The organism is Formosa algae, from assembly GCF_001439665.1.
Taxonomy (GTDB): Bacteria; Bacteroidota; Bacteroidia; order Flavobacteriales; family Flavobacteriaceae; genus Formosa; species Formosa algae.
Genome location: NZ_LMAK01000039.1, coordinates 1 through 20385 on the forward strand (window position 1 = coordinate 1; position 20385 = coordinate 20385).

Sequence of the window (20385 nt, forward strand, 5' to 3'; positions counted from 1 at the left end):
TTCTTCAATTTTTTTAATGGCTTCGTGCGTTTTTTCAACTTTAGTTTCTGTAGGCATCCAAAGGTCTACAACAAATTGATTACGCTCTGCCGCTGGAAAGAATTTTTGTGGAATTACAAAATACATACCAACACCAACTACAATTACAATGATACTGATAAAGAAAATAAGTTTTGGCATTTTTACACTTCTGTCTAAAAGTCTATCGTACATGTTTTGCATACGATCTAAGATGGAAGGTTTTTTATTGCTATCTTTTTCATCGCCGTGATGAAGCCCTTTTTTTATGAATTTATCACAAAGTATTGGTGTAAAAAGCATGGCGACTATAAATGAAGAGCCTAATGCAATTGTTACGGTTATTGGAAGTGCAAAAATAAATTCGCCCACAGAACCACTTAAAATAATCATGGGTAAAAAGGCGGCAATAATTGTGACTGTTGCTGTAAGTACGGGAATCGTTAATTCTGTGGCACTTTTCCAAGCCGCAGTTTTAGGCGGTATACCTTCATCTAAAAGTTCTACATAATTATCGGCAATCACAATGGCATCATCTACTACCATTCCTAAAACAACGATAAGTGCAGCTAAAGATACTTGGTGAAGTTCTATACCAAATGCATGAAGTGTGGCAAACGTCATAGCTACTGTCATAGGGATTGCCATGGCAGCGACTAAGGCTATTCTAAAAGGTAAAAGCAATAAAATAACAATGATTACTGCAACTATAGCTATAAAAAACTCTCTTATAAAATGACCTACATTATTATCTACTATTGCAGGTTGATCTATAATTTTTTCAATTTTTACATCTGAAGGTAATTGAGAAAGCGCTTCATCGATTTGCAGCTGAACCGTTTCTCCAAAATCTACTATATTATTACCTTCCTGCATTTGTATGGACAAAATAATAGCAGGTTTACTGTTTACGCCAGTGTAAGATGTTGGGTCTTCGTACTGCCGTTTAATATCGGCAACATCGCTAACACGTATAACATCTCCATTGTCTGCAGTTCCAATTACCTGCTCTGCAATTTCATCTTCTGTGGCATAGTAACTCGTGGTGTAAAACGGCACATTATTCTGATCTGTATCTAAACTCCCTGAAGGATATAAGTTGTTTTGTGATTGTAAAATATTTATAACATCGTTGAACTTAACACCATATTGGGCTAACTTTTCTGAACTAGATGTAAGGACTATTTCTTGTTTTTGCTCGCCAATGCGTTTAATTTTAGACACCGCTCTAATAGATCGGAGCTTGTCTTCAATTTTTTTAGCATAATTCTCGAGTTCTAAATAGCCTCCATTTTTAGCCGTTATACCTAGAACAATAGCTTCTGTGTCTCCAAAATCTGAATTTATTACCGGCCCAATAACACCATTAGGTAATTCTAGTTTTTTAGTGAGTTGAAGGGCAACGGTTAATTTATTCCAGAATACATCGGGATCTTTAACCCATTCTTCTAATTCGACCTGAACAACCATTAGTCCGTCTCTAGAGGTAGAAAATGTTTTACGCTTTCTAACTTCAGAAAACTGAAACAATGTTTTTTCAATAGTTTTAGTTACTTGATCTTCGATTTGTGTAGAGTTCGCTCCTGGAAAATAGGCAAGCACTAAACCTTGTCTTACAGTTATTTTAGGATCTTCTCTTCTTGGCATTGTTAATAAAGAAAAAATACCAACAACAAATATGATAACCAGAATGGCAATCGTAACTTGTTTATATTTTAAAGATGATTGGATTAAATTCATTGAAACTTAATTATAGTTTACTAGACTTCCGTTATTTAAGTTCTGCACTCCCGAGATAACAATGGTTTCGCCAGGATTAAGCCCAGATGTAATTTCGATATTATTTTGATGTAACTTACCAATAGAAATATCGCGTTTAAATACTTTCTTAGAGACTTCATCTACAACAAAAACATACGATTTATTATCGCTGTCTTTTAGAATAGCATGTCCTGGAATTAAAAGTTTCTGTTCTTCTTTATTAGACTGTATGTCTATTTGAGCAATCATACCAGGAAGAATTTTATGATCTGGATTGTCAATTTCTATTTTGGCATTGTAGGTTCTCGTTTTGGCTTCTGCAGCTAAACCCACTTCTATAACTTTTCCTTTAAAAATTGTATCCAATGCATAAATGTTTACCGTGGCATCTTGATTTAGTTTTATCAGATTAATTTCATCACCAGGAACTGCGGCGTTAATTTTAACTTTATCGATATCTCCTAAACCAAAAATAGGCATGCCCTGATCTACAACTTCTCCTACAGAAGCTCCTTTCTTTAAAAGCACTCCAGAAATAGGAGCATAAATTTTAGTGTGATAAATGTTTTTGGCATTCATTTCCTGATTTGCTTCTGCTTGTTCTAAACCTGCTTTCACTTGAACAAAATCGGCATCGCTTAAACTGTTGCGATCATGCATAATTTTTAAGCGATTGTATTTGTCTTGAACTTCTAAAAGTTTTCCGTTGGCCGCTTTAAGTCCTATCTGATAATCTGAATCGTCTAAACTTGCTAGTAGAGTACCCTTTTTTATAGATTCACCTTCGTTTATGGCAATGTAATTTAATTTTCCTGCGACCATAAAGCCAAGCCTTATGGTTGTGTTTGCTTCTACATTACCACTTAATGAAATGGTATTTAAAATAGAGTTTTGTTCAACTTTTAAAACTTCTACAGTAGTAGCGATTTCTTTTGGAAGATCTTCTTGTTTAGATTTACAGCTAGTGACTAATAGGAGTACTGTGAAGATACAGATTGATAATACTGAATTGTATGGGTTTAATCGCATATTAATTGTGGCATTATATAAGATACTTAAAAGTACGATTTTCTATACAAATAGCATAAAGACTTCGTTTAGAGAATATGTAAAAGTGTAAGAATTAAAAAACCCCTTCATTATGAAGAGGTTTTTTGTGATTTATATAAAGTTGAAGTAAAAAACTTACTTTATTATAACTTTTTTGACATCGCCATTATCGGTTTTTAAGATATATGTACCAGTTGCAACATCAGGAATGTTAAGAGTATTGATGTTTTCTTTAGAAATTACTAATCGCCCTTGTAAATCGTATAACGTTACATTTACTTGTTTGTTGAAATAAATGGTGTTTGCAGATGTTACAGGGTTAGGATAGAATTTAAAAACTTCAGATTCTTTTTCAATATCACTAACACTTAAAGTAATGTTATCTAAGCTATATACACTAATTGTAGAACTCACTTCGTTAGCAATCACAACTAAACCAGTTCCCAAAGTATTGTCTTCTGGCGCGATGTAAATAATACCTTCGGGCGCTAAATCTCCACCTTCATCATCTCCTAAAGTACGATTATTCATATATTTAATGAATGTCGGATTTGTTGGGTCTGTAATATCGTATGTCATAAATCCACCAACACGTTCTAAAGTAATAAAGGCGTAAAACTTATCTCCAATTTTAGAAACTGTGACACCTTCTGGTTCAGGACCTTTATTATCACTTCTGTTTTTAAAGTTGTTATTACTATTACTTACATTGAATAATTCACCATACGTAGGATCTGCTGCCGTGATGCGTTCAAAATCGTCTGCACTGTCGTAAACTAAAGCACCAGTTGTAGCGTTTCTAATACTAAATGAACGTGAACCATACATATGGATCTCATCGAAATCACCATCGTTATCATTATCACCAGTAGAATTTGCAATGGCTAATCGCCCAAGATTTTCTTCTAATTTTAGTAAGTCGGCATTAGGAAAAGCAATTGGGTCTAAAACATAATCGCTATCTCCGACTTTAGCTTCCTCTTCAAAAGCATCATATTCTCTGGCGTCACCTTCGTTAGCTGTAACCACATAACCAATTCCGTTTAATTCGTAATAGGCAATAGCATCTGGCATGTACATTCCTTTTACTGGCCAATTTGCCATAAAGATAAAGTCCGTTTCATCAGAAGCATCAAAAGTATTTTCTGTTAAACTGAAATCTTTTAATCCTAAAGGCAGGATGTCCGTAATGGTATTAGATTCTAAATCAATAACCGCTAATGCATTGTTTTCTTGTAAGCTTACCCATGCTTTTGTAGAATTATCTGAATACGTAATATATTCTGGCTCTAAATCTTGAGATACTGTAGCGTTTGGACCAGTAATTCTAACACCACTAGCTGTTAATTCGGTTAATTGTGCATCAAAAGCATTAAAGTTTATGGTTGTCACATCGGCTTGAGTAATGTTTCCTAAACCAGCTGTAGCCGTAATTATTGAAATGGTTCCTTCTGGATCGATACTGTAATCGCTATTTGGCTGACCTTCGTTAGCGGTAAGGATTTTTGTTCCGTCTGGAGTAAAACTTACATTGTCAGGTAAATTACCAACAGTTACCATAGAAATATTGTCACCATTTGTATCCATAAATAAAACAACACCATCGTCTTCTGGTCCGTTAGACACGGAAGCTGTAACTAAGCCGTTATACACAGCAACACTTGTAGGTCCTTCTGTTCCGTAGGTAGATAGATCGATTGTTTTAATGGTTGATAGATTCTCTGGGTTAGAAAAATCTAAAATCTCAATAGTTTTTCCAATCGAGTTTAAAACAAATAAACGTTTGGTTTCAGCATCGTAAGCACTAATTTCTGCAGAACCTGCCGCATCTACTAAATAACTAGTTTTAAACGTAATATTTAAAGGATCGTTTGGCACATCGAAAACCTGATCGTTGTCTATAATATAAACACCCGTAGTTTCGTAAGCGCCTAACGTAGCATTTGTAGGATTAGAAATTTTTAGGATGAAAAGCTCATCTGTTTCAACCGTCGCATCGTCTGTAAGCGGAATTGTTAATTCGAATGTAGTTGTATTGGCAGGAATGCTAACTACTTGACTATCGAAAGTGAAATCTGTTCCAGGAGATGCTGTAATTAATTCGCTAACTAAGTCAACATTAAAAGTGACAACTTCAGTTGAAGGTGTAGATAATTCTAATTCAATTTTAACTTCAGATGCATCTTCAGACAGGTTATAAATAGATGTTGTAAAAGAAAGCTGAGGTGTTACATTTGTAATGGCACTAAACGTTCCAGGAGTCGCGTATACTTTAGAACCTAGAGATTCTCCTATTTCATTCGTAGCAGCAACCCAGTTTGTTCCTTCATTAAAATCTCCATTCGGATTTAAAAGTTCTAAAGACGGTCCGTCACCATCGGCAGTTGTTGGCCATGGTTCGTCGTCGCTATATTCCATGGTGAAAATGGTTTCACCTTGAGTATTTAAAATTTCTAAAACTTCGCCTCCGTTTCCTAATGCATTAGAAATGCCTTGTGGCATATCTAAGAAGCTTACGCCATAAAATGCATCGGCAGTAGCTTTGTCTGTTGCTAATAATACTGTCATTTTCGAAGCCACACTCATTTCAGGGAATGTAAAGATAAAGTTACTTTCATCTTTTACTTGAATACCTCCTAATTGAATTGCTTCATCGGTAGTATTGTAAATTTCTAAAAATTCTAATGCATCAGAATCATCTGAAGGTGCATTATACATAATTTCAGTAATTATTAAACCCTCTGTTATTGTGTTGTAAAATAAAGAGTCGCTTGTGTAATCTGAACTTTGAACGTTTCCGTTTAAATCTTCAGCATTTGCTATAGTTAGCGTGTATGCAAGACCATCGTTAAAAGCATCGTGCGTTAATGTTACTGTGTTTGAAGCTTCATCATAACTAATGTTAGAGATGTTAAGGGCAGGCATGAAATTATAATTTGATACCGTTTCAGCCGTTACTTTTGTTATTGTTTCAGAGAAGATAACGTTTGTCGTTACATTATTAATACCAACAATGTTTACAACTGAAGGCGCAGTAATATCTTCGGTAGATACTACAAACGCAGTCGTGTTAAAAATAGATTCGGGAGCAATACCATCATTATGGTCATCTTCGTCGGTATCCTGAACGTCATAATTAGACATGTCGTTTAAAGCAATTAAATAACCGTTACTATCTAATCCTGATTTTGGACCATTATATACGGCGATATCTACACCATCTGGACTATAGGTAATAGCAGTTAGTCCAGGCGTTAATCCTGTGTTTGTTAACTCACCAAAAGCTCCAGCAGCATTTGCTACGGCAGCAATAAATGTTGTAGGTGTTTCTACATCGGTTCCTAGGTATGCAAAAATAGCTTCACTTCCAGAAGATAAACCTCCAGGTTCACCATCTATAGTTCCGTAGTTTACAGCAGGAATCTCACTAATCGTATTAAAGGTAATTATGGAGCCCGCAGAAATAAGCATGTCTCCGCTTAACCAAGAGTATGCAGCTTCCCCAGAATTAAATTCTGTTCCGGTCCATTCTTTGTCAGCGAAATGAATGGTAGTGTTTGTAGGAATATCAACAAAAGTAACCAAGGCAAAATCATCATCGCCATCTGCATTCATGCCAATAAATGCCATGTCGCCTGTATTAATTTGTGCATGTAAGTAGCCTCCAATAGATAGAGCTGCTAAGAGTAAAAATTTTTTCATCTGTAAATTTTTTAGTTCACACAAAAGTAAAGGTGGTATGTACCGAAACTATAACTTAAAGATTATGAAACCTTAAAACTAAGGTTAGCAATGTTAAGTGTATGTTGTCAAGACATAGAACACGACAAAATGTTATGCTGACAGCTTGTCAGTATAAAAAGAGTTGGCATAATGATTGAAATAAGCAAAGGGAAATATGAATAAATTCAACAACATTAAAATATATAGTAATTATGAGTAAAATTATTGGAATCGATTTAGGAACTACAAACTCTTGTGTATCTGTAATGGAAGGTAACGAGCCTGTAGTAATTCCTAACGCAGAAGGTAAACGTACAACTCCATCTGTAATTGCTTTTGTAGAAGGCGGTGAGATTAAAGTTGGTGACCCAGCAAAAAGACAAGCAGTAACTAACCCAACAAAAACAGTTTCTTCTATTAAACGTTTTATGGGTAATAAATATTCTGAATCTTCAAATGAAGCAGAACGTGTTCCTTATAAAGTAGTAAAAGGGGATAACGATACGCCAAGAGTAGATATTGATGGTCGTTTATATACACCACAAGAATTATCGGCAATGATTCTTCAAAAAATGAAGAAAACAGCTGAAGACTATTTAGGAACTACAGTTTCTGAAGCAGTTATTACTGTACCAGCTTACTTTAACGATAGTCAGCGTCAAGCGACTAAAGAAGCAGGAGAGATTGCAGGTTTAAAAGTTCGTAGAATTATTAACGAACCAACTGCAGCGGCTTTAGCTTATGGAATGGACAAAAAAGGTACAGACCAAAAAATAGTAGTATTTGACTTTGGTGGAGGAACACATGATGTATCTATCCTTGAATTAGGAGACGGTGTGTTTGAAGTTTTATCTACTGATGGTGATACGCACTTAGGAGGAGATGATGTAGATCAAAAAATTATTAACTGGTTAGCAGACGAGTTTAAAGCAGACGAAGATATAGACTTACGTAAAGACCCAATGGCTTTACAACGTTTAAAAGAAGCTGCTGAAAAAGCGAAGATTGAATTATCATCTTCTGCACAAACAGAAATTAATTTACCATACGTAACAGCTACTGCTAGCGGACCTAAGCATTTAGTTCGTACATTATCTAGATCTAAATTCGAACAATTAATCGACGATTTAGTTAAACGTACAATTGAACCTTGTAAAACAGCTTTAAAAGCAGCAGGATTATCTATTGGTGATATCGATGAGGTTATTTTAGTAGGTGGTTCTACACGTATACCAGCAGTACAATCTGCAGTAGAGAAATTCTTCGGAAAAGCGCCAAGTAAAGGTGTTAATCCAGATGAGGTTGTATCTTTAGGAGCAGGTATCCAAGGTGGTGTATTAACTGGAGATGTAAAAGACGTATTATTATTAGATGTTACGCCTTTATCTTTAGGTATTGAAACTATGGGTAACGTAATGACTAAGCTTATAGAAGCGAATACAACAATTCCTACAAAGAAATCACAAGTATTCTCTACAGCAGCAGATAACCAACCATCAGTAGAGATTCACGTATTACAAGGTGAACGTGCTATGGCAGGAGATAACAAAACCATTGGACGTTTTCACTTAGATGGTATTCCACCAGCAAAAAGAGGAACTCCACAAATTGAAGTTACTTTTGATATTGATGCAAATGGTATTATCCATGTAACTGCAGGAGATAAAGCTACTGGTAAAACTCAAGATATTCGTATTGAAGCATCTTCAGGATTAACAGAAGAAGAAATCCAAAAAATGAAAGCAGATGCTGAAGCAAATGCTGAATCTGATAAATTAGCAAAAGAAACAGCAGATAAATTAAATGCTGCAGATGCTATGATTTTCCAAACTGAAAGTCAACTTTCTGAATTTGGTGATAAATTATCAGCAGATAAAAAGCAACCAATTGAAGATGCTTTAGCAGAACTTAAAACAGCTTACGAATCTAAAGATATCGCAGTAATCGATCCAGCTTTAGAAAAAATTAACGAAGCTTGGAAAGTAGCTAGTGAAGAAATGTACAAAGCGCAAGCAGAAGGACAACAAGGAGGAGAAGCTCCAGGACCTGACGCAAGCAATGGACAAGCTAATGAAGGTAGTGATGTTGAAGATGTAGACTTCGAAGAAGTTAAGTAATCTAAAACACATTTTATATAGATAGTATTAAAGCAACCCTTATGGGTTGCTTTTTTGTTTAAGGAGATATCGAATAAAACTTATTTGTGTATTGATTTGTAGATTAGCATAGCTTGATTCTCTACTCCGCTCGAATACCTTTCTACTGCTTTTTATTTTTAACGTTTAATCTTTTATGTCCTTCATTTATATTATATGTGAAATTTTTAGAACCCTATATTATTATAGGGTGTTCGAGCGGAGTCGAGAACAAAAAAACCAACCAGAACACTTCTCATTTTATGCTGAGCCATGTACATTTATATTTGAAAATGGAAAAGGATGTGTTGATTTTTAGATTAACATATGTGATTCACTATTCCGCTCGAATACCATTCTACTGCTGTTTACGTTTTTAATGATAAATTTTTTACGTCCATTATTTATACTATAAGTGAAATTCCAAAAACCTCATGTTATTATAGGATGTTCGAGCGGAGTCGAGAACAAAAAAACCAAGCAGAACATTTATGATTTTATGCTGAGCCATGTACATTCATATTTGAAAATAGTAAAGCATGTGTTGATTTTTAGATTAACATATGTGATTCACTACTCCGCTCGAATACCATTCAGCTGCTGTTTATGTTTTTAATTTTTAATTTTCGCTTTTATGTTTTACGTGAAATCTTGAAAACCCTATATTATTATAGGGTGTTCGAGCGGAGTCGAGAACATATACATGAAGAATTCTGTCATAGTGCATTAACCATATAAATACACAACAATCAGAAGCCAGGAGGAGTAGGCGAGCGCCTTCTATTTGTTTACGCTTATTTATTATATAAAGTGTGAAGAACTATTTCAATAGAAGGCATAAAAAAAACCGACTCTTTTCAGAATCGGTTTAGTTTATAAGCGAAATGTTATACAATTAGGCTAACGCCTTATTTTACTTTATCTACTATTGCTTTGAAAGCTTCAGGGTTGTTCATCGCTAAATCAGCTAAAACCTTACGGTTTAATTCGATTTGATTAGCTTTTAATTTACCCATGAATTGAGAATAAGATAATCCGTATTGTCTAGCTCCTGCGTTAATACGCGTGATCCATAGTGCACGGAATGTTCTCTTTTTATTTCTACGGTCTCTGTATGAATAAAGCATTGCTTTATCAACCGCGTTTTTTGCTACTGTCCAAACGTTTTTACGACGTCCGAAGTAACCTTTTGCTTGCTTAAGAACCTTTTTTCTTCTGGCTCTTTTTGCTACTGAGTTTACTGATCTTGGCATTTCTTAAATGTGTTTTGTAGTAGGCGGTCAATTGTAATTGACTCTTTTTATAATTTGGCCTAACTCCAGGGTTATTAAATTGTTTTAACCAATTAAAACAAATATTACTTTAAACGTAATAAAGTTTTAATATTGTTCTCATCTGCTTTAGATACTAAACCATCATGAGTTAATTTAAGCTTACGCTTTTTAGACTTCTTTGTTAAGATGTGACTCTTAAAAGCGTGCTTTCTTTTAATCTTACCAGTACCTGTTAACTTGAAACGTTTTTTGGCACTAGATTTTGTTTTCATTTTAGGCATCTTGTTCTCCTAGTTTTAAATTATTTCGCTTACTATTTTAAACCTGTATATCAGGATTTACTTTGATTTCTTTGGTGCAATAAACATAGTCATACGCTTACCTTCCAATCTAGGCATTTGTTCTACTTTACCGTATTCTTCAAGATCTTGTGCTAAACGCAACAATAAAATCTGACCTTGTTCTTTAAATACAATAGAACGTCCTTTAAAGAATACAAAAGCTTTTAGCTTAGCACCTTCTTTTAAGAACTTTTCTGCGTGCTTCTTTTTAAATTCATAATCATGGTCATCGGTTTGAGGACCAAAACGAATTTCTTTAACTATAACTTTAGTCGCCTTGGATTTTAAAGCTTTATCACGTTTCTTTTGTTCGTAAAGAAACTTCTTATAATCCATAACCTTACAAACAGGCGGCACCGCTTTAGGCGAAATTTCAACAAGGTCTAGTTCTTGCTCTTCGGCAATGGCTAAAGCCTTCCTTATTGGATATACTCCAACTTCTACATTGTCACCTACTAATCTGACTTCTTCAACTCTAATCTTAGAATTGATTCTATGCTGATCTTCTTTTTCAACCCTTCTCGGGGCTTGTTTTTTTCTACGTATTGCTATGGCTATAAAATTTTAGTTAAACTTAATTAAAATTGTTTTAATGTTTTATTTGTTTCTGTTTCAACAATTTTGGCGAAATCTTCAATAGAAATACTTCCTAAATCTTCTCCACCGTGCTGACGTACAGATATTTTGTTTTCTTGTTCCTCGTTCTCACCGATAATGATCATGTATGGGATCTTTTTCATTTCCGCTTCACGGATTTTTTTCCCAATCGTCTCATTTCTATTATCTACGAGGGCGCGAATTTCGTGATTTTCTAGCAAATTTAAAACTTTTTCAGCGTATTTTTCATATTTCTCGCTGATAGATAATATTATTGCTTGATCTGGCATTAACCAAAGCGGGAAATTACCTCCTGTATGCTCTAGTAATATTGCGATAAAACGCTCCATACTTCCAAAAGGAGCACGGTGAATCATTACTGGTCTGTGCGTTTCGTTGTCACTCCCTTTATATGTTAATTCAAAACGCTCAGGTAAGTTGTAATCTACCTGAATGGTTCCTAATTGCCATTGTCTGCCTAAGGCATCTTTTACCATAAAGTCTAGCTTAGGGCCGTAGAACGCAGCTTCGCCGGTTTCTACAACGTAATCTAAACCTTTTTCAATAGTCGCATTGAGGATTGCTTTTTCAGCTTTTTCCCAATTTTCATCACTACCAATATATTTTTCAGGATTCTCAGGATCTCTTAATGAAACTTGTGCTGTAAAGTTTTCGAAACCTAAAGACCCAAACACATAAAGTACTAAGTCTATTACTTTTTTAAATTCATCATCTAATTGATCCGGTGTACAGAAAATATGTGCATCATCTTGAGTAAATCCTCTTACACGGGTTAAACCATGAAGTTCTCCACTTTGCTCGTAACGATAAACAGTTCCAAATTCTGCAAAACGTTTTGGTAAGTCTTTGTAAGACCATTGCATACTGTTATAAATCTCGCAGTGATGCGGACAGTTCATAGGTTTTAATAAAAACTCTTCACCTTCTTTAGGTGTTGTTATAGGCTGAAAACTATCTTCGCCATACTTAGCATAGTGTCCAGAAGTTACATACAATTCTTTTTGACCGATATGTGGTGTAACTACCATTTCGTATCCAGCTTTCTTTTGCGCTTTCTTTAAAAAGTTCTCTAGACGCTCTCTTAATTCGGCTCCTTTTGGTAACCATAACGGTAAACCTTGTCCAACTTTAGCAGAGAATGTAAATAACTCTAATTCTTTACCAAGTTTTCTATGGTCACGTTTTTTAGCTTCTTCTAATAAATGAAGATATTCTGTTAACTCCTTTTGTTTTGGGAATGTAATTCCGTAAACACGTGTTAACTGAGGTTTGTTTTCATCTCCTCTCCAGTAAGCACCGGCAACAGATAATACTTTTGCAGCTTTAATAATTCCTGTGTTAGGAATATGTCCACCACGACATAAATCTGTAAAGGTTGAATGGTCGCAGAATGTAATTGTACCATCTTCTAGGTTTTCAATTAGTTCTGTTTTATACTCATTATCTTTATAGGTTTCTAATGCTTCTGCCTTAGATATAGATCTCATGTTAAACGTATGTTTACCACGAGCAATCTCTAACATTTTTGTTTCAATGGTTTTAAAATCTTTATCAGATATGGTTTGATCTCCAAAATCTACATCATAATAAAATCCATTATCAATTGCAGGTCCAATAGTCAGTTTTGCACCAGGATATAATTCTTCTATAGCTTGTGCTAATACATGAGCAGAAGAATGCCAGAATGCTTTTTTACCTTCATCATTGTTCCAGGTATACAGTACTAAAGATCCATCGGTGGTTAAAGGGGTAACAGTTTCAATAGTTGTACCATTATAACTTGCTGAAATAACATTTCTAGCTAACCCTTCGCTAATGCTTTTAGCGACATCCATTGGAGTAACGTTTTGCTCAAACGCTTTAATAGTTCCATCTGGTAATGTAATCTGTATCATATTGTATCTTAAAATTGAATTTACAAAGATAAGAGTATATAGGTAGAGATACAATATATAAGTGTAAAATTAGACAGTGGTTTTAATAATGTTTTTTATTTGATTGGGAATACTATGTATAACGGTCGTTTTAAGGTGTCTTGTGCTATTTTTTATGTAATTAATTGTTGATTTAATTGCGTATAATACCCTATTAAGAGTATATAACAAGCTGTGTTTTTAATTTAGAAAAGCTACGACTATAGAAAAAGTTGAAAAAAGATGAATAAAGCGTGCGTTAGAGTATATTTTATAAACGTATTATTTACACTATTTAGGTGTTTTTCTGAACTTATTGGGGCTATTTTATTTAATCTATTTTACTTTAAGTGACTATTTTATGATATTAAATTTAGTTTTTTGATTTGTTTGAAATATATTTGAAACAATAAACGTTTAAATGACGTTTGTTGACAAATTAACTATTTTCAAATAAACCATGAAAGCAAAAAGAAATCAAACAAACAGACAAGCCGTTTTTAAATTAAAACACGAAAAATTAGTTGGCATTCGTAAAAGGCAACTATTATGTAACGGGCTCTTAATATTGTTTACCGTATTTAGTTTTAATCTTGTTACAGCTCAAGAAGAACTGAGTACGGAAGAATATAAACCGTTTAGTATTGGCGGACATCTTAAAAATATGCACATATGGCATGGATCTGTCGTGCATCCCGGAGCTGTATTCGCTACAGATTTAGAATACAACTCCCGTAATGAAAAATTTACATTCGGGTTTTGGGGAGGTGCTAGTTTTTCAACCACAGATGTGTATAATGAAACAACTGAAGAAACAGTAGGAGCGTATTATAAAGAGTTTTCCATCTATACCAAGTATCGTGTTTCTGATAAGTTTTTTATAGAAGCAGTTTCACACAATAATTATACTGGAGTAGAGGAGCGAGGAGATGTTCTGCATTATTGGAGTTACGACAAAACTCAGGGGTATAATTTTGTAGATGTTAATTTTGGCTATAATGTCACTCCAGGCACATTATTGTATTTGGCGACTATAGTAGGAGGCGGATCTGGAGATTATGAAGAGCAAGCAGATGGCTCTTTAAAAGATTCTTGGACTCAGTATTTAGAGGTGAGTAGTGTGGTTTGGAAGAATCACGATTCTAACCTGTCACTATTTGTAGGTGGAGCCTGGTCGTTTTTTACAGATAAAACATTTTATACAGAAGGTGTGGGGAATGTTATTAATGTAGGGGCAACGTTTACTAAAAATTTAAGTATTGTAAGTTATAAGGTGCCTATAGCAGTAACTGCTATGTGGAATCCGGAAGCAGAGAAAACAGTACTGCAATTAGATATTGCTCTATTTTAATGTGTCATATATATAATGTAATTTATAGTAGTTCTTAAAATGTATATAGTTATTGATGAATGAGCTAATGGATATTGTCTAGGAACTGTTGAGACTAAGACAATTGTGAGTCATATTCAAACTTTATCTTACATAGCATAATTAGATTGAGGTTAAGTTATTGACTTAAGTACAGTCAGTTTTACATTATACATATAGTAGATGTTGGGTGTCATACAACAAGTAGTTTTAATAAAGGGCAATTAGTATTGAAGCGTTTTAAGTGTATGATGACATGTATACTATATAATAGAAGGTATCTGTGTTATTGCTGTAAGTTGTTTGGTGTAATTGATGCTCTTTTATATATAAAACAGACTTGTATTCTGTGTAAACTCTTTTCTTAAGAATACTCCCAAAAGAAAATGTAGACGTAACAAGTTAGTAACAATGTATTTACAAATTATTTCAAAAAAAGCTTAGAATAAATTAGTTTGCTAAGAATAAAAGGTGGTATATTTGCACCCGCTTAGCGACGCAACTACGGTAGTTTAGTAAGGCAAGAAGTTCATTAACAGCGTTATATTTATCGGATTTAGATTAGTTTCAAAAAAAGATAAAAAAAGGCTTGTTATTAACAAAAAAGGTTGTAAGTTTGCAGCCGCTAAAAACGGCAACGTTTTTAGAAAGAAAAGTTCTTTACAATTTGTTTTATTGAGTTTAAGAAAGTTTGCAAAAACGGTCTTAAAAAAAACTTCAAAAAAACATTGTGAGATTAAAAAAAGGGTTTTATATTTGCACCCGCTTAACGAGGAAACGAGTTGAGAAACAAAAGAGAAATAAGTTCATTAACATATTGAATTGACAGCGTAGATAATAACTGGAAACGGTTATTATCAACAAAAAAGAATAAACCATTTTGAGTACCAAAATTTAATTCCATTAGTTGTTAAAAGTAATAGTCGAAAGACTTAAAAATTTAACGATGAAGAGTTTGATCCTGGCTCAGGATGAACGCTAGCGGCAGGCCTAACACATGCAAGTCGAGGGGTAACATTGTGCTTGCACAGATGACGACCGGCGCACGGGTGCGTAACGCGTATGCAATCTACCTTTTACAGGGGAATAGCCCAGAGAAATTTGGATTAATGCCTCATAGTATATAGAAATGGCATCATTTTTATATTAAAGATTTATCGGTAAAAGATGAGCATGCGTTCTATTAGTTAGTTGGTAAGGTAACGGCTTACCAAGACCGCGATAGATAGGGGTCCTGAGAGGGAGATCCCCCACACTGGTACTGAGACACGGACCAGACTCCTACGGGAGGCAGCAGTGAGGAATATTGGACAATGGGCGAGAGCCTGATCCAGCCATGCCGCGTGCAGGAAGACTGCCCTATGGGTTGTAAACTGCTTTTATACAGGAAGAAACACTGCTACGTGTAGCAGCTTGACGGTACTGTAAGAATAAGGATCGGCTAACTCCGTGCCAGCAGCCGCGGTAATACGGAGGATCCAAGCGTTATCCGGAATCATTGGGTTTAAAGGGTCCGTAGGTGGATGATTAAGTCAGAGGTGAAATCTTGCAGCTCAACTGTAAAATTGCCTTTGATACTGGTTATCTTGAGTTATTATGAAGTAGTTAGAATATGTAGTGTAGCGGTGAAATGCATAGATATTACATAGAATACCAATTGCGAAGGCAGATTACTAATAATCAACTGACACTGATGGACGAAAGCGTGGGTAGCGAACAGGATTAGATACCCTGGTAGTCCACGCCGTAAACGATGGTTACTAGCTGTTCGGACTTCGGTCTGAGTGGCTAAGCGAAAGTGATAAGTAACCCACCTGGGGAGTACGTTCGCAAGAATGAAACTCAAAGGAATTGACGGGGGCCCGCACAAGCGGTGGAGCATGTGGTTTAATTCGATGATACGCGAGGAACCTTACCAGGGCTTAAATGTAGATTGACAGGACTAGAGATAGTTTTTTCTTCGGACAATTTACAAGGTGCTGCATGGTTGTCGTCAGCTCGTGCCGTGAGGTGTCAGGTTAAGTCCTATAACGAGCGCAACCCCTGTTGTTAGTTGCCAGCGAGTCAAGTCGGGAACTCTAACAAGACTGCCAGTGCAAACTGTGAGGAAGGTGGGGATGACGTCAAATCATCACGGCCCTTACGTCCTGGGCTACACACGTGCTACAATGGTAGGGACAGAGAGCAGCCACACCGCGAGGTGGAGCGAATCTATAAACCCTATCACAGTTCGGATCGGAGTCTGCAACTCGACTCCGTGAAGCTGGAATCGCTAGTAATCGCATATCAGCCATGATGCGGTGAATACGTTCCCGGGCCTTGTACACACCGCCCGTCAAGCCATGGAAGTTGGAAGTGCCTGAAGTCCGTCACCGCAAGGAGCGGCCTAGGGTAAAGTCGATAACTAGGGCTAAGTCGTAACAAGGTAGCCGTACCGGAAGGTGCGGCTGGAACACCTCCTTTCTGAGAAAGACGACTATTGGAATAATAGTAAACAAGGAAAAGAGATTGTTTATTCTTAGCTGTTAATTTAAAAATACTTATTATAGTTAGAGTCTCATAGCTCAGCTGGTTAGAGCGCTACACTGATAATGTAGAGGTCGGCAGTTCGAGTCTGCCTGAGACTACTAAATATAATTAAGAAAAGGAAATTCTAGAACTGAGAATTCTAAATTCACATTAAGGATTCTACAAGTTAGGATTTAATAATGGGGGATTAGCTCAGCTGGCTAGAGCGCCTGCCTTGCACGCAGGAGGTCATCGGTTCGACTCCGATATTCTCCACAACGGCTAAAGATTGTAACTAATTTATTAGGAGCAACAGCCACACGTTCATTGACATATTGAAAAAGATACATAAAAATACATTAAAGTATTTGATTATATAGTATTGCACATACTATATAAGATATATTTTAAATAATAATAATTCGTTGTTAGTTAAAGTTTACGAGCTTTTAACTAATAACAAACTCATTAAAAAAGCAAAAAGTACAATAAGCTAAATAAGGGCGTATGGGGAATGCCTAGGCTCTCAGAGGCGATGAAGGACGTGATAAGCTGCGAAAAGCTGCGGGGATTGGCACATACAAATTGATCCGCAGATATCCGAATGGGGCAACCCACTATATTGAAGATATAGTATCCGCAAGGAGGTAAACCCGGAGAACTGAAACATCTAAGTACCCGGAGGAGAAGAAAACAAAAGTGATTCCGATAGTAGCGGCGAGCGAAATTGGATTAGCCCAAACCAGTAATGTTACGGCATTGCTGGGGTTGTAGGACCACGATATTCAGACCATGATGAATTAGAACAGTTTGGAAAGACTGACCAAAGAGGGTGATAGTCCCGTATAGGTAAAGATTGGCGCGATAGTGGTATCCTGAGTAGTGCGGGGCACGTGAAACCCTGTGTGAATTTGGCGGGACCATCCGTTAAGGCTAAATACTCCTGAGAGACCGATAGTGAACTAGTACCGTGAGGGAAAGGTGAAAAGAACCCTGAATAAGGGAGTGAAATAGATCCTGAAACCATACGCTTACAAGCGGTCGGAGCCCTTTGGGGTGACGGCGTGCCTTTTGCATAATGAGCCTACGAGTTACCGTTGCTAGCAAGGTTAAGTGATTAAGTCACGGATCCGTAGCGAAAGCGAGTCTGAATAGGGCGCTTTAGTTAGTAGTGGTAGACGCGAAACCGTGTGATCTACCCATGGGCAGGTTGAAGCTGTAGTAACATACAGTGGAGGACCGAACCGGTTGACGTTGAAAAGTCTTCGGATGACCTGTGGGTAGGGGTGAAAGGCCAATCAAACTCGGAAATAGCTCGTACTCCCCGAAATGCATTTAGGTGCAGCGTTGATTTATAGTTTTATAGAGGTAGAGCTACTGATTGGATGCGGGGGCTTCACCGCCTACCAATTCCTGACAAACTCCGAATGCTATAAAATGTTAATCAGCAGTGAGGGCATGGGTGCTAAGGTCCATGTCCGAGAGGGAAAGAACCCAGACCATCAGCTAAGGTCCCCAAATATATGTTAAGTTGAAAAAACGCGGTTGAACTGCTTTGACAGCTAGGATGTTGGCTTGGAAGCAGCCATTCATTTAAAGAGTGCGTAACAGCTCACTAGTCGAGCGGTTCGGCATGGATAATAATCGGGCATAAACATATTACCGAAGCTATGGACTTGAAAAAGTGGTAGGGGAGCATTCTATATGTGTAGAAGGTGTACTGTGAGGTATGCTGGAACGTATAGAAAAGAAAATGTAGGCATAAGTAACGATAATGCGGGCGAGAAACCCGCACTCCGAAAGACTAAGGTTTCCTCAGCTATGCTAATCAGCTGAGGGTTAGTCGGGACCTAACGCGAACCCGAAAGGGGTAGTGGATGGACAACAGGTTAATATTCCTGTACCTGCTCATACTAAAAGTGACGGAGGCGTAAATTTGGTGCGAACTGACGGAATAGTTCGTTGAAGCGAGTAGTAATACCGCGATAGTACACTGAGACTACGGTCAAGGTGATAATCCAGAGTAGCGACTTCCAAGAAAAGCGAATGAAGCAGCCCGTACCCTAAACCGACACAGGTAGTTGGGATGAGAATTCTAAGGAGCTCGAGAGATTCATGGTTAAGGAACTAGGCAAAATAGACCCGTAACTTCGGGAGAAGGGTCGCCCCACTTCGGTGGGGCCGCAGTGAAAAGGTCCAGGCGACTGTTTATCAAAAACACAGGGCTATGCTAAATTGAAAGATGACGTATATGGCCTGACACCTGCCCGGTGCTGGAAGGTTAAGTGGTGGGCTTAGAGGTTTACCTCGAAGGTCTAAAATGAAGCCCCAGTAAACGGCGGCCGTAACTATAACGGTCCTAAGGTAGCGAAATTCCTTGTCGGGTAAGTTCCGACCTGCACGAATGGTGCAACGATCTGGACACTGTCTCAACCATGAGCTCGGTGAAATTGTAGTATCGGTGAAGATGCCGATTACCCGCTGTGGGACGAAAAGACCCCGTGCACCTTTACTATAGCTTAGTATTGGTTTTGGATAAGTAATGTGTAGGATAGGTGGGAGACTTTGAAGCGGCATCGCTAGGTGTTGTGGAGTCATTGTTGAAATACCACCCTTTGCTTATCTAGAGTCTAACCTTCATCAGAAGGGACAGTGCTTGGTGGGTAGTTTGACTGGGGTGGTCGCCTCCAAAAGAGTAACGGAGGCTTCTAAAGGTTCCCTCAGCACGCTTGGTAACCGTGCGTAGAGTGCAATGGCATAAGGGAGCTTGACTGAGAGACCTACAAGTCGATCAGGTACGAAAGTAGAGCATAGTGATCCGGTGGTTCCGTATGGAAGGGCCATCGCTCAAAGGATAAAAGGTACGCCGGGGATAACAGGCTGATCTCCCCCAAGAGCTCATATCGACGGGGGGGTTTGGCACCTCGATGTCGGCTCGTCACATCCTGGGGCTGGAGAAGGTCCCAAGGGTTGGGCTGTTCGCCCATTAAAGTGGCACGCGAGCTGGGTTCAGAACGTCGTGAGACAGTTCGGTCTCTATCTACAGTGGGCGTTAGAAATTTGAGTGGATCTGACTCTAGTACGAGAGGACCGAGTTGGACCAACCTCTGGTGTATCTGTTGTTCCGCCAGGAGCATTGCAGAGTAGCTACGTTGGGAAGGGATAAGCGCTGAAAGCATATAAGCGCGAAACCCACCACAAGATGAGATTTCTTTAAAGGGTCGTGGGAGATGACCACGTTGATAGGCTATAGGTGTAAAGGCAGTAATGTCATAGCCGAGTAGTACTAATAACCCATAGGCTTATTGTATGGAAGCCCCCTCTAACTTTATAGTAATATAGAGGACACGTACTTGTAAAAGTACCGAGGGGCGCATTGTTTTTTTATTAAGTTAAAAAGAGTTATTATAGAAGTAAAGTATTTATGTAGAAGACCAACAAGGTCCTTTTTCAATATGTTAAGATATTTGCGCAAGAGCGCGGTTGATTAGATTGTATATTATTAATTACATCTAACGATCAACAATTTAAGGTGATTATTGCGATGGGGCTCACCTCTTACCATTCCGAACAGAGAAGTTAAGCCCATTAGCGCCGATGGTACTGCATTGTGGGAGAGTAGGTCGTCGCCTTTTTTAAACTAATCCTCAACATTTATTTGTTGAGGATTTTTTT

General features: G+C 37.2%; 9 protein-coding genes, 2 tRNA genes and 3 rRNA genes. 7 read left to right on the forward strand and 7 right to left on the reverse strand.

All coding sequences use genetic code 11. The annotated features are described in order from the left end of the window. The 3 genes from AST99_RS10895 to AST99_RS10905 all read right to left on the reverse strand — a co-directional run. Positions 1 to 1758: efflux RND transporter permease subunit (locus AST99_RS10895; RefSeq protein ID WP_157486366.1), on the reverse strand; the 1758-nt coding region annotated here is incomplete at its 3' end. Positions 1759 to 1764: 6 nt separating this feature from the next. Continuing rightward, positions 1765 to 2808, reverse strand: a complete 1044-nt coding sequence (locus AST99_RS10900) for an efflux RND transporter periplasmic adaptor subunit (RefSeq protein WP_057781871.1) — start codon at positions 2806 to 2808, stop codon at positions 1765 to 1767. A gap of 156 nt (positions 2809 to 2964) precedes the next feature. After that, positions 2965 to 6531, reverse strand: a complete 3567-nt coding sequence (locus AST99_RS10905; RefSeq protein WP_057781872.1) for a choice-of-anchor I family protein — start codon at positions 6529 to 6531, stop codon at positions 2965 to 2967. 233 nt (positions 6532 to 6764) lie between these two features. On the opposite strand from AST99_RS10905, the gene dnaK reads away from it, so the two are divergent. Continuing rightward, complete coding sequence (dnaK, locus tag AST99_RS10910; protein WP_057781873.1) at positions 6765 to 8669, forward strand: molecular chaperone DnaK; 1905 nt, start codon at positions 6765 to 6767, stop codon at positions 8667 to 8669. A gap of 926 nt (positions 8670 to 9595) precedes the next feature. Here the strand turns inward: dnaK and rplT are convergent. The 4 genes from rplT to thrS form a co-directional block, all read right to left on the reverse strand. Beyond that, on the reverse strand, positions 9596 to 9940 hold the full coding sequence (gene rplT, locus AST99_RS10915; protein WP_057781874.1) for a 50S ribosomal protein L20: 345 nt from the start codon (positions 9938 to 9940) through the stop codon (positions 9596 to 9598). Between the two features lie 104 nt (positions 9941 to 10044). Further along, a complete protein-coding gene (gene rpmI, locus AST99_RS10920; RefSeq protein WP_057781875.1) occupies positions 10045 to 10242 on the reverse strand; it encodes a 50S ribosomal protein L35 in 198 nt (65 codons plus the stop codon). A gap of 57 nt (positions 10243 to 10299) precedes the next feature. Next, a complete protein-coding gene (infC, locus tag AST99_RS10925; protein WP_083495666.1) occupies positions 10300 to 10848 on the reverse strand; it encodes a translation initiation factor IF-3 in 549 nt (182 codons plus the stop codon). Between the two features lie 32 nt (positions 10849 to 10880). Further along, positions 10881 to 12815, reverse strand: a complete 1935-nt coding sequence (gene thrS, locus AST99_RS10930) for a threonine--tRNA ligase (protein ID WP_057781877.1) — start codon at positions 12813 to 12815, stop codon at positions 10881 to 10883. 478 nt (positions 12816 to 13293) lie between these two features. Between thrS and AST99_RS10935 the strand changes: the two genes are divergently transcribed. The 6 genes from AST99_RS10935 to rrf all read left to right on the forward strand — a co-directional run bounded on the left by AST99_RS10935 (position 13294) and on the right by rrf (position 20345). Further along, positions 13294 to 14184: a hypothetical protein gene (locus AST99_RS10935; RefSeq protein ID WP_057781878.1), complete on the forward strand. Its 891-nt coding sequence runs from the start codon at positions 13294 to 13296 to the stop codon at positions 14182 to 14184. Between the two features lie 961 nt (positions 14185 to 15145). Further along, positions 15146 to 16665: ribosomal RNA gene (locus tag AST99_RS10940) — 16S ribosomal RNA — on the forward strand. Positions 16666 to 16755: 90 nt separating this feature from the next. Then, positions 16756 to 16829 (forward strand) — tRNA-Ile (locus AST99_RS10945). A gap of 83 nt (positions 16830 to 16912) precedes the next feature. Beyond that, a tRNA-Ala gene (locus AST99_RS10950) sits at positions 16913 to 16986 on the forward strand. A 210-nt stretch (positions 16987 to 17196) separates the two neighbouring features. Beyond that, positions 17197 to 20020: ribosomal RNA gene (locus AST99_RS10955) — 23S ribosomal RNA — on the forward strand. Positions 20021 to 20238: 218 nt separating this feature from the next. After that, positions 20239 to 20345: ribosomal RNA gene (gene rrf / locus AST99_RS10960) — 5S ribosomal RNA — on the forward strand. The 16S, 23S and 5S rRNA genes sit together here with 2 tRNA genes alongside, the layout of an rRNA operon. Positions 20346 to 20385: the final 40 nt, after the last annotated feature.

Bases quoted from the DNA above. Each gene is read 5' to 3' on its own strand.
- dnaK (WP_057781873.1), top strand. From the start codon at position 6,765: ATGAGTAAAATTATTGGAATCGATTTAGGAACTACAAACTCTTGTGTA.
- AST99_RS10935 (WP_057781878.1), top strand. From the start codon at position 13,294: ATGAAAGCAAAAAGAAATCAAACAAACAGACAAGCCGTTTTTAAATTA.
- AST99_RS10905 (WP_057781872.1), bottom strand. From the start codon at position 6,531: ATGAAAAAATTTTTACTCTTAGCAGCTCTATCTATTGGAGGCTACTTA.
- rplT (WP_057781874.1), bottom strand. From the start codon at position 9,940: ATGCCAAGATCAGTAAACTCAGTAGCAAAAAGAGCCAGAAGAAAAAAG.
- AST99_RS10900 (WP_057781871.1), bottom strand. From the start codon at position 2,808: ATGCGATTAAACCCATACAATTCAGTATTATCAATCTGTATCTTCACA.
- thrS (WP_057781877.1), bottom strand. From the start codon at position 12,815: ATGATACAGATTACATTACCAGATGGAACTATTAAAGCGTTTGAGCAA.
- rpmI (WP_057781875.1), bottom strand. From the start codon at position 10,242: ATGCCTAAAATGAAAACAAAATCTAGTGCCAAAAAACGTTTCAAGTTA.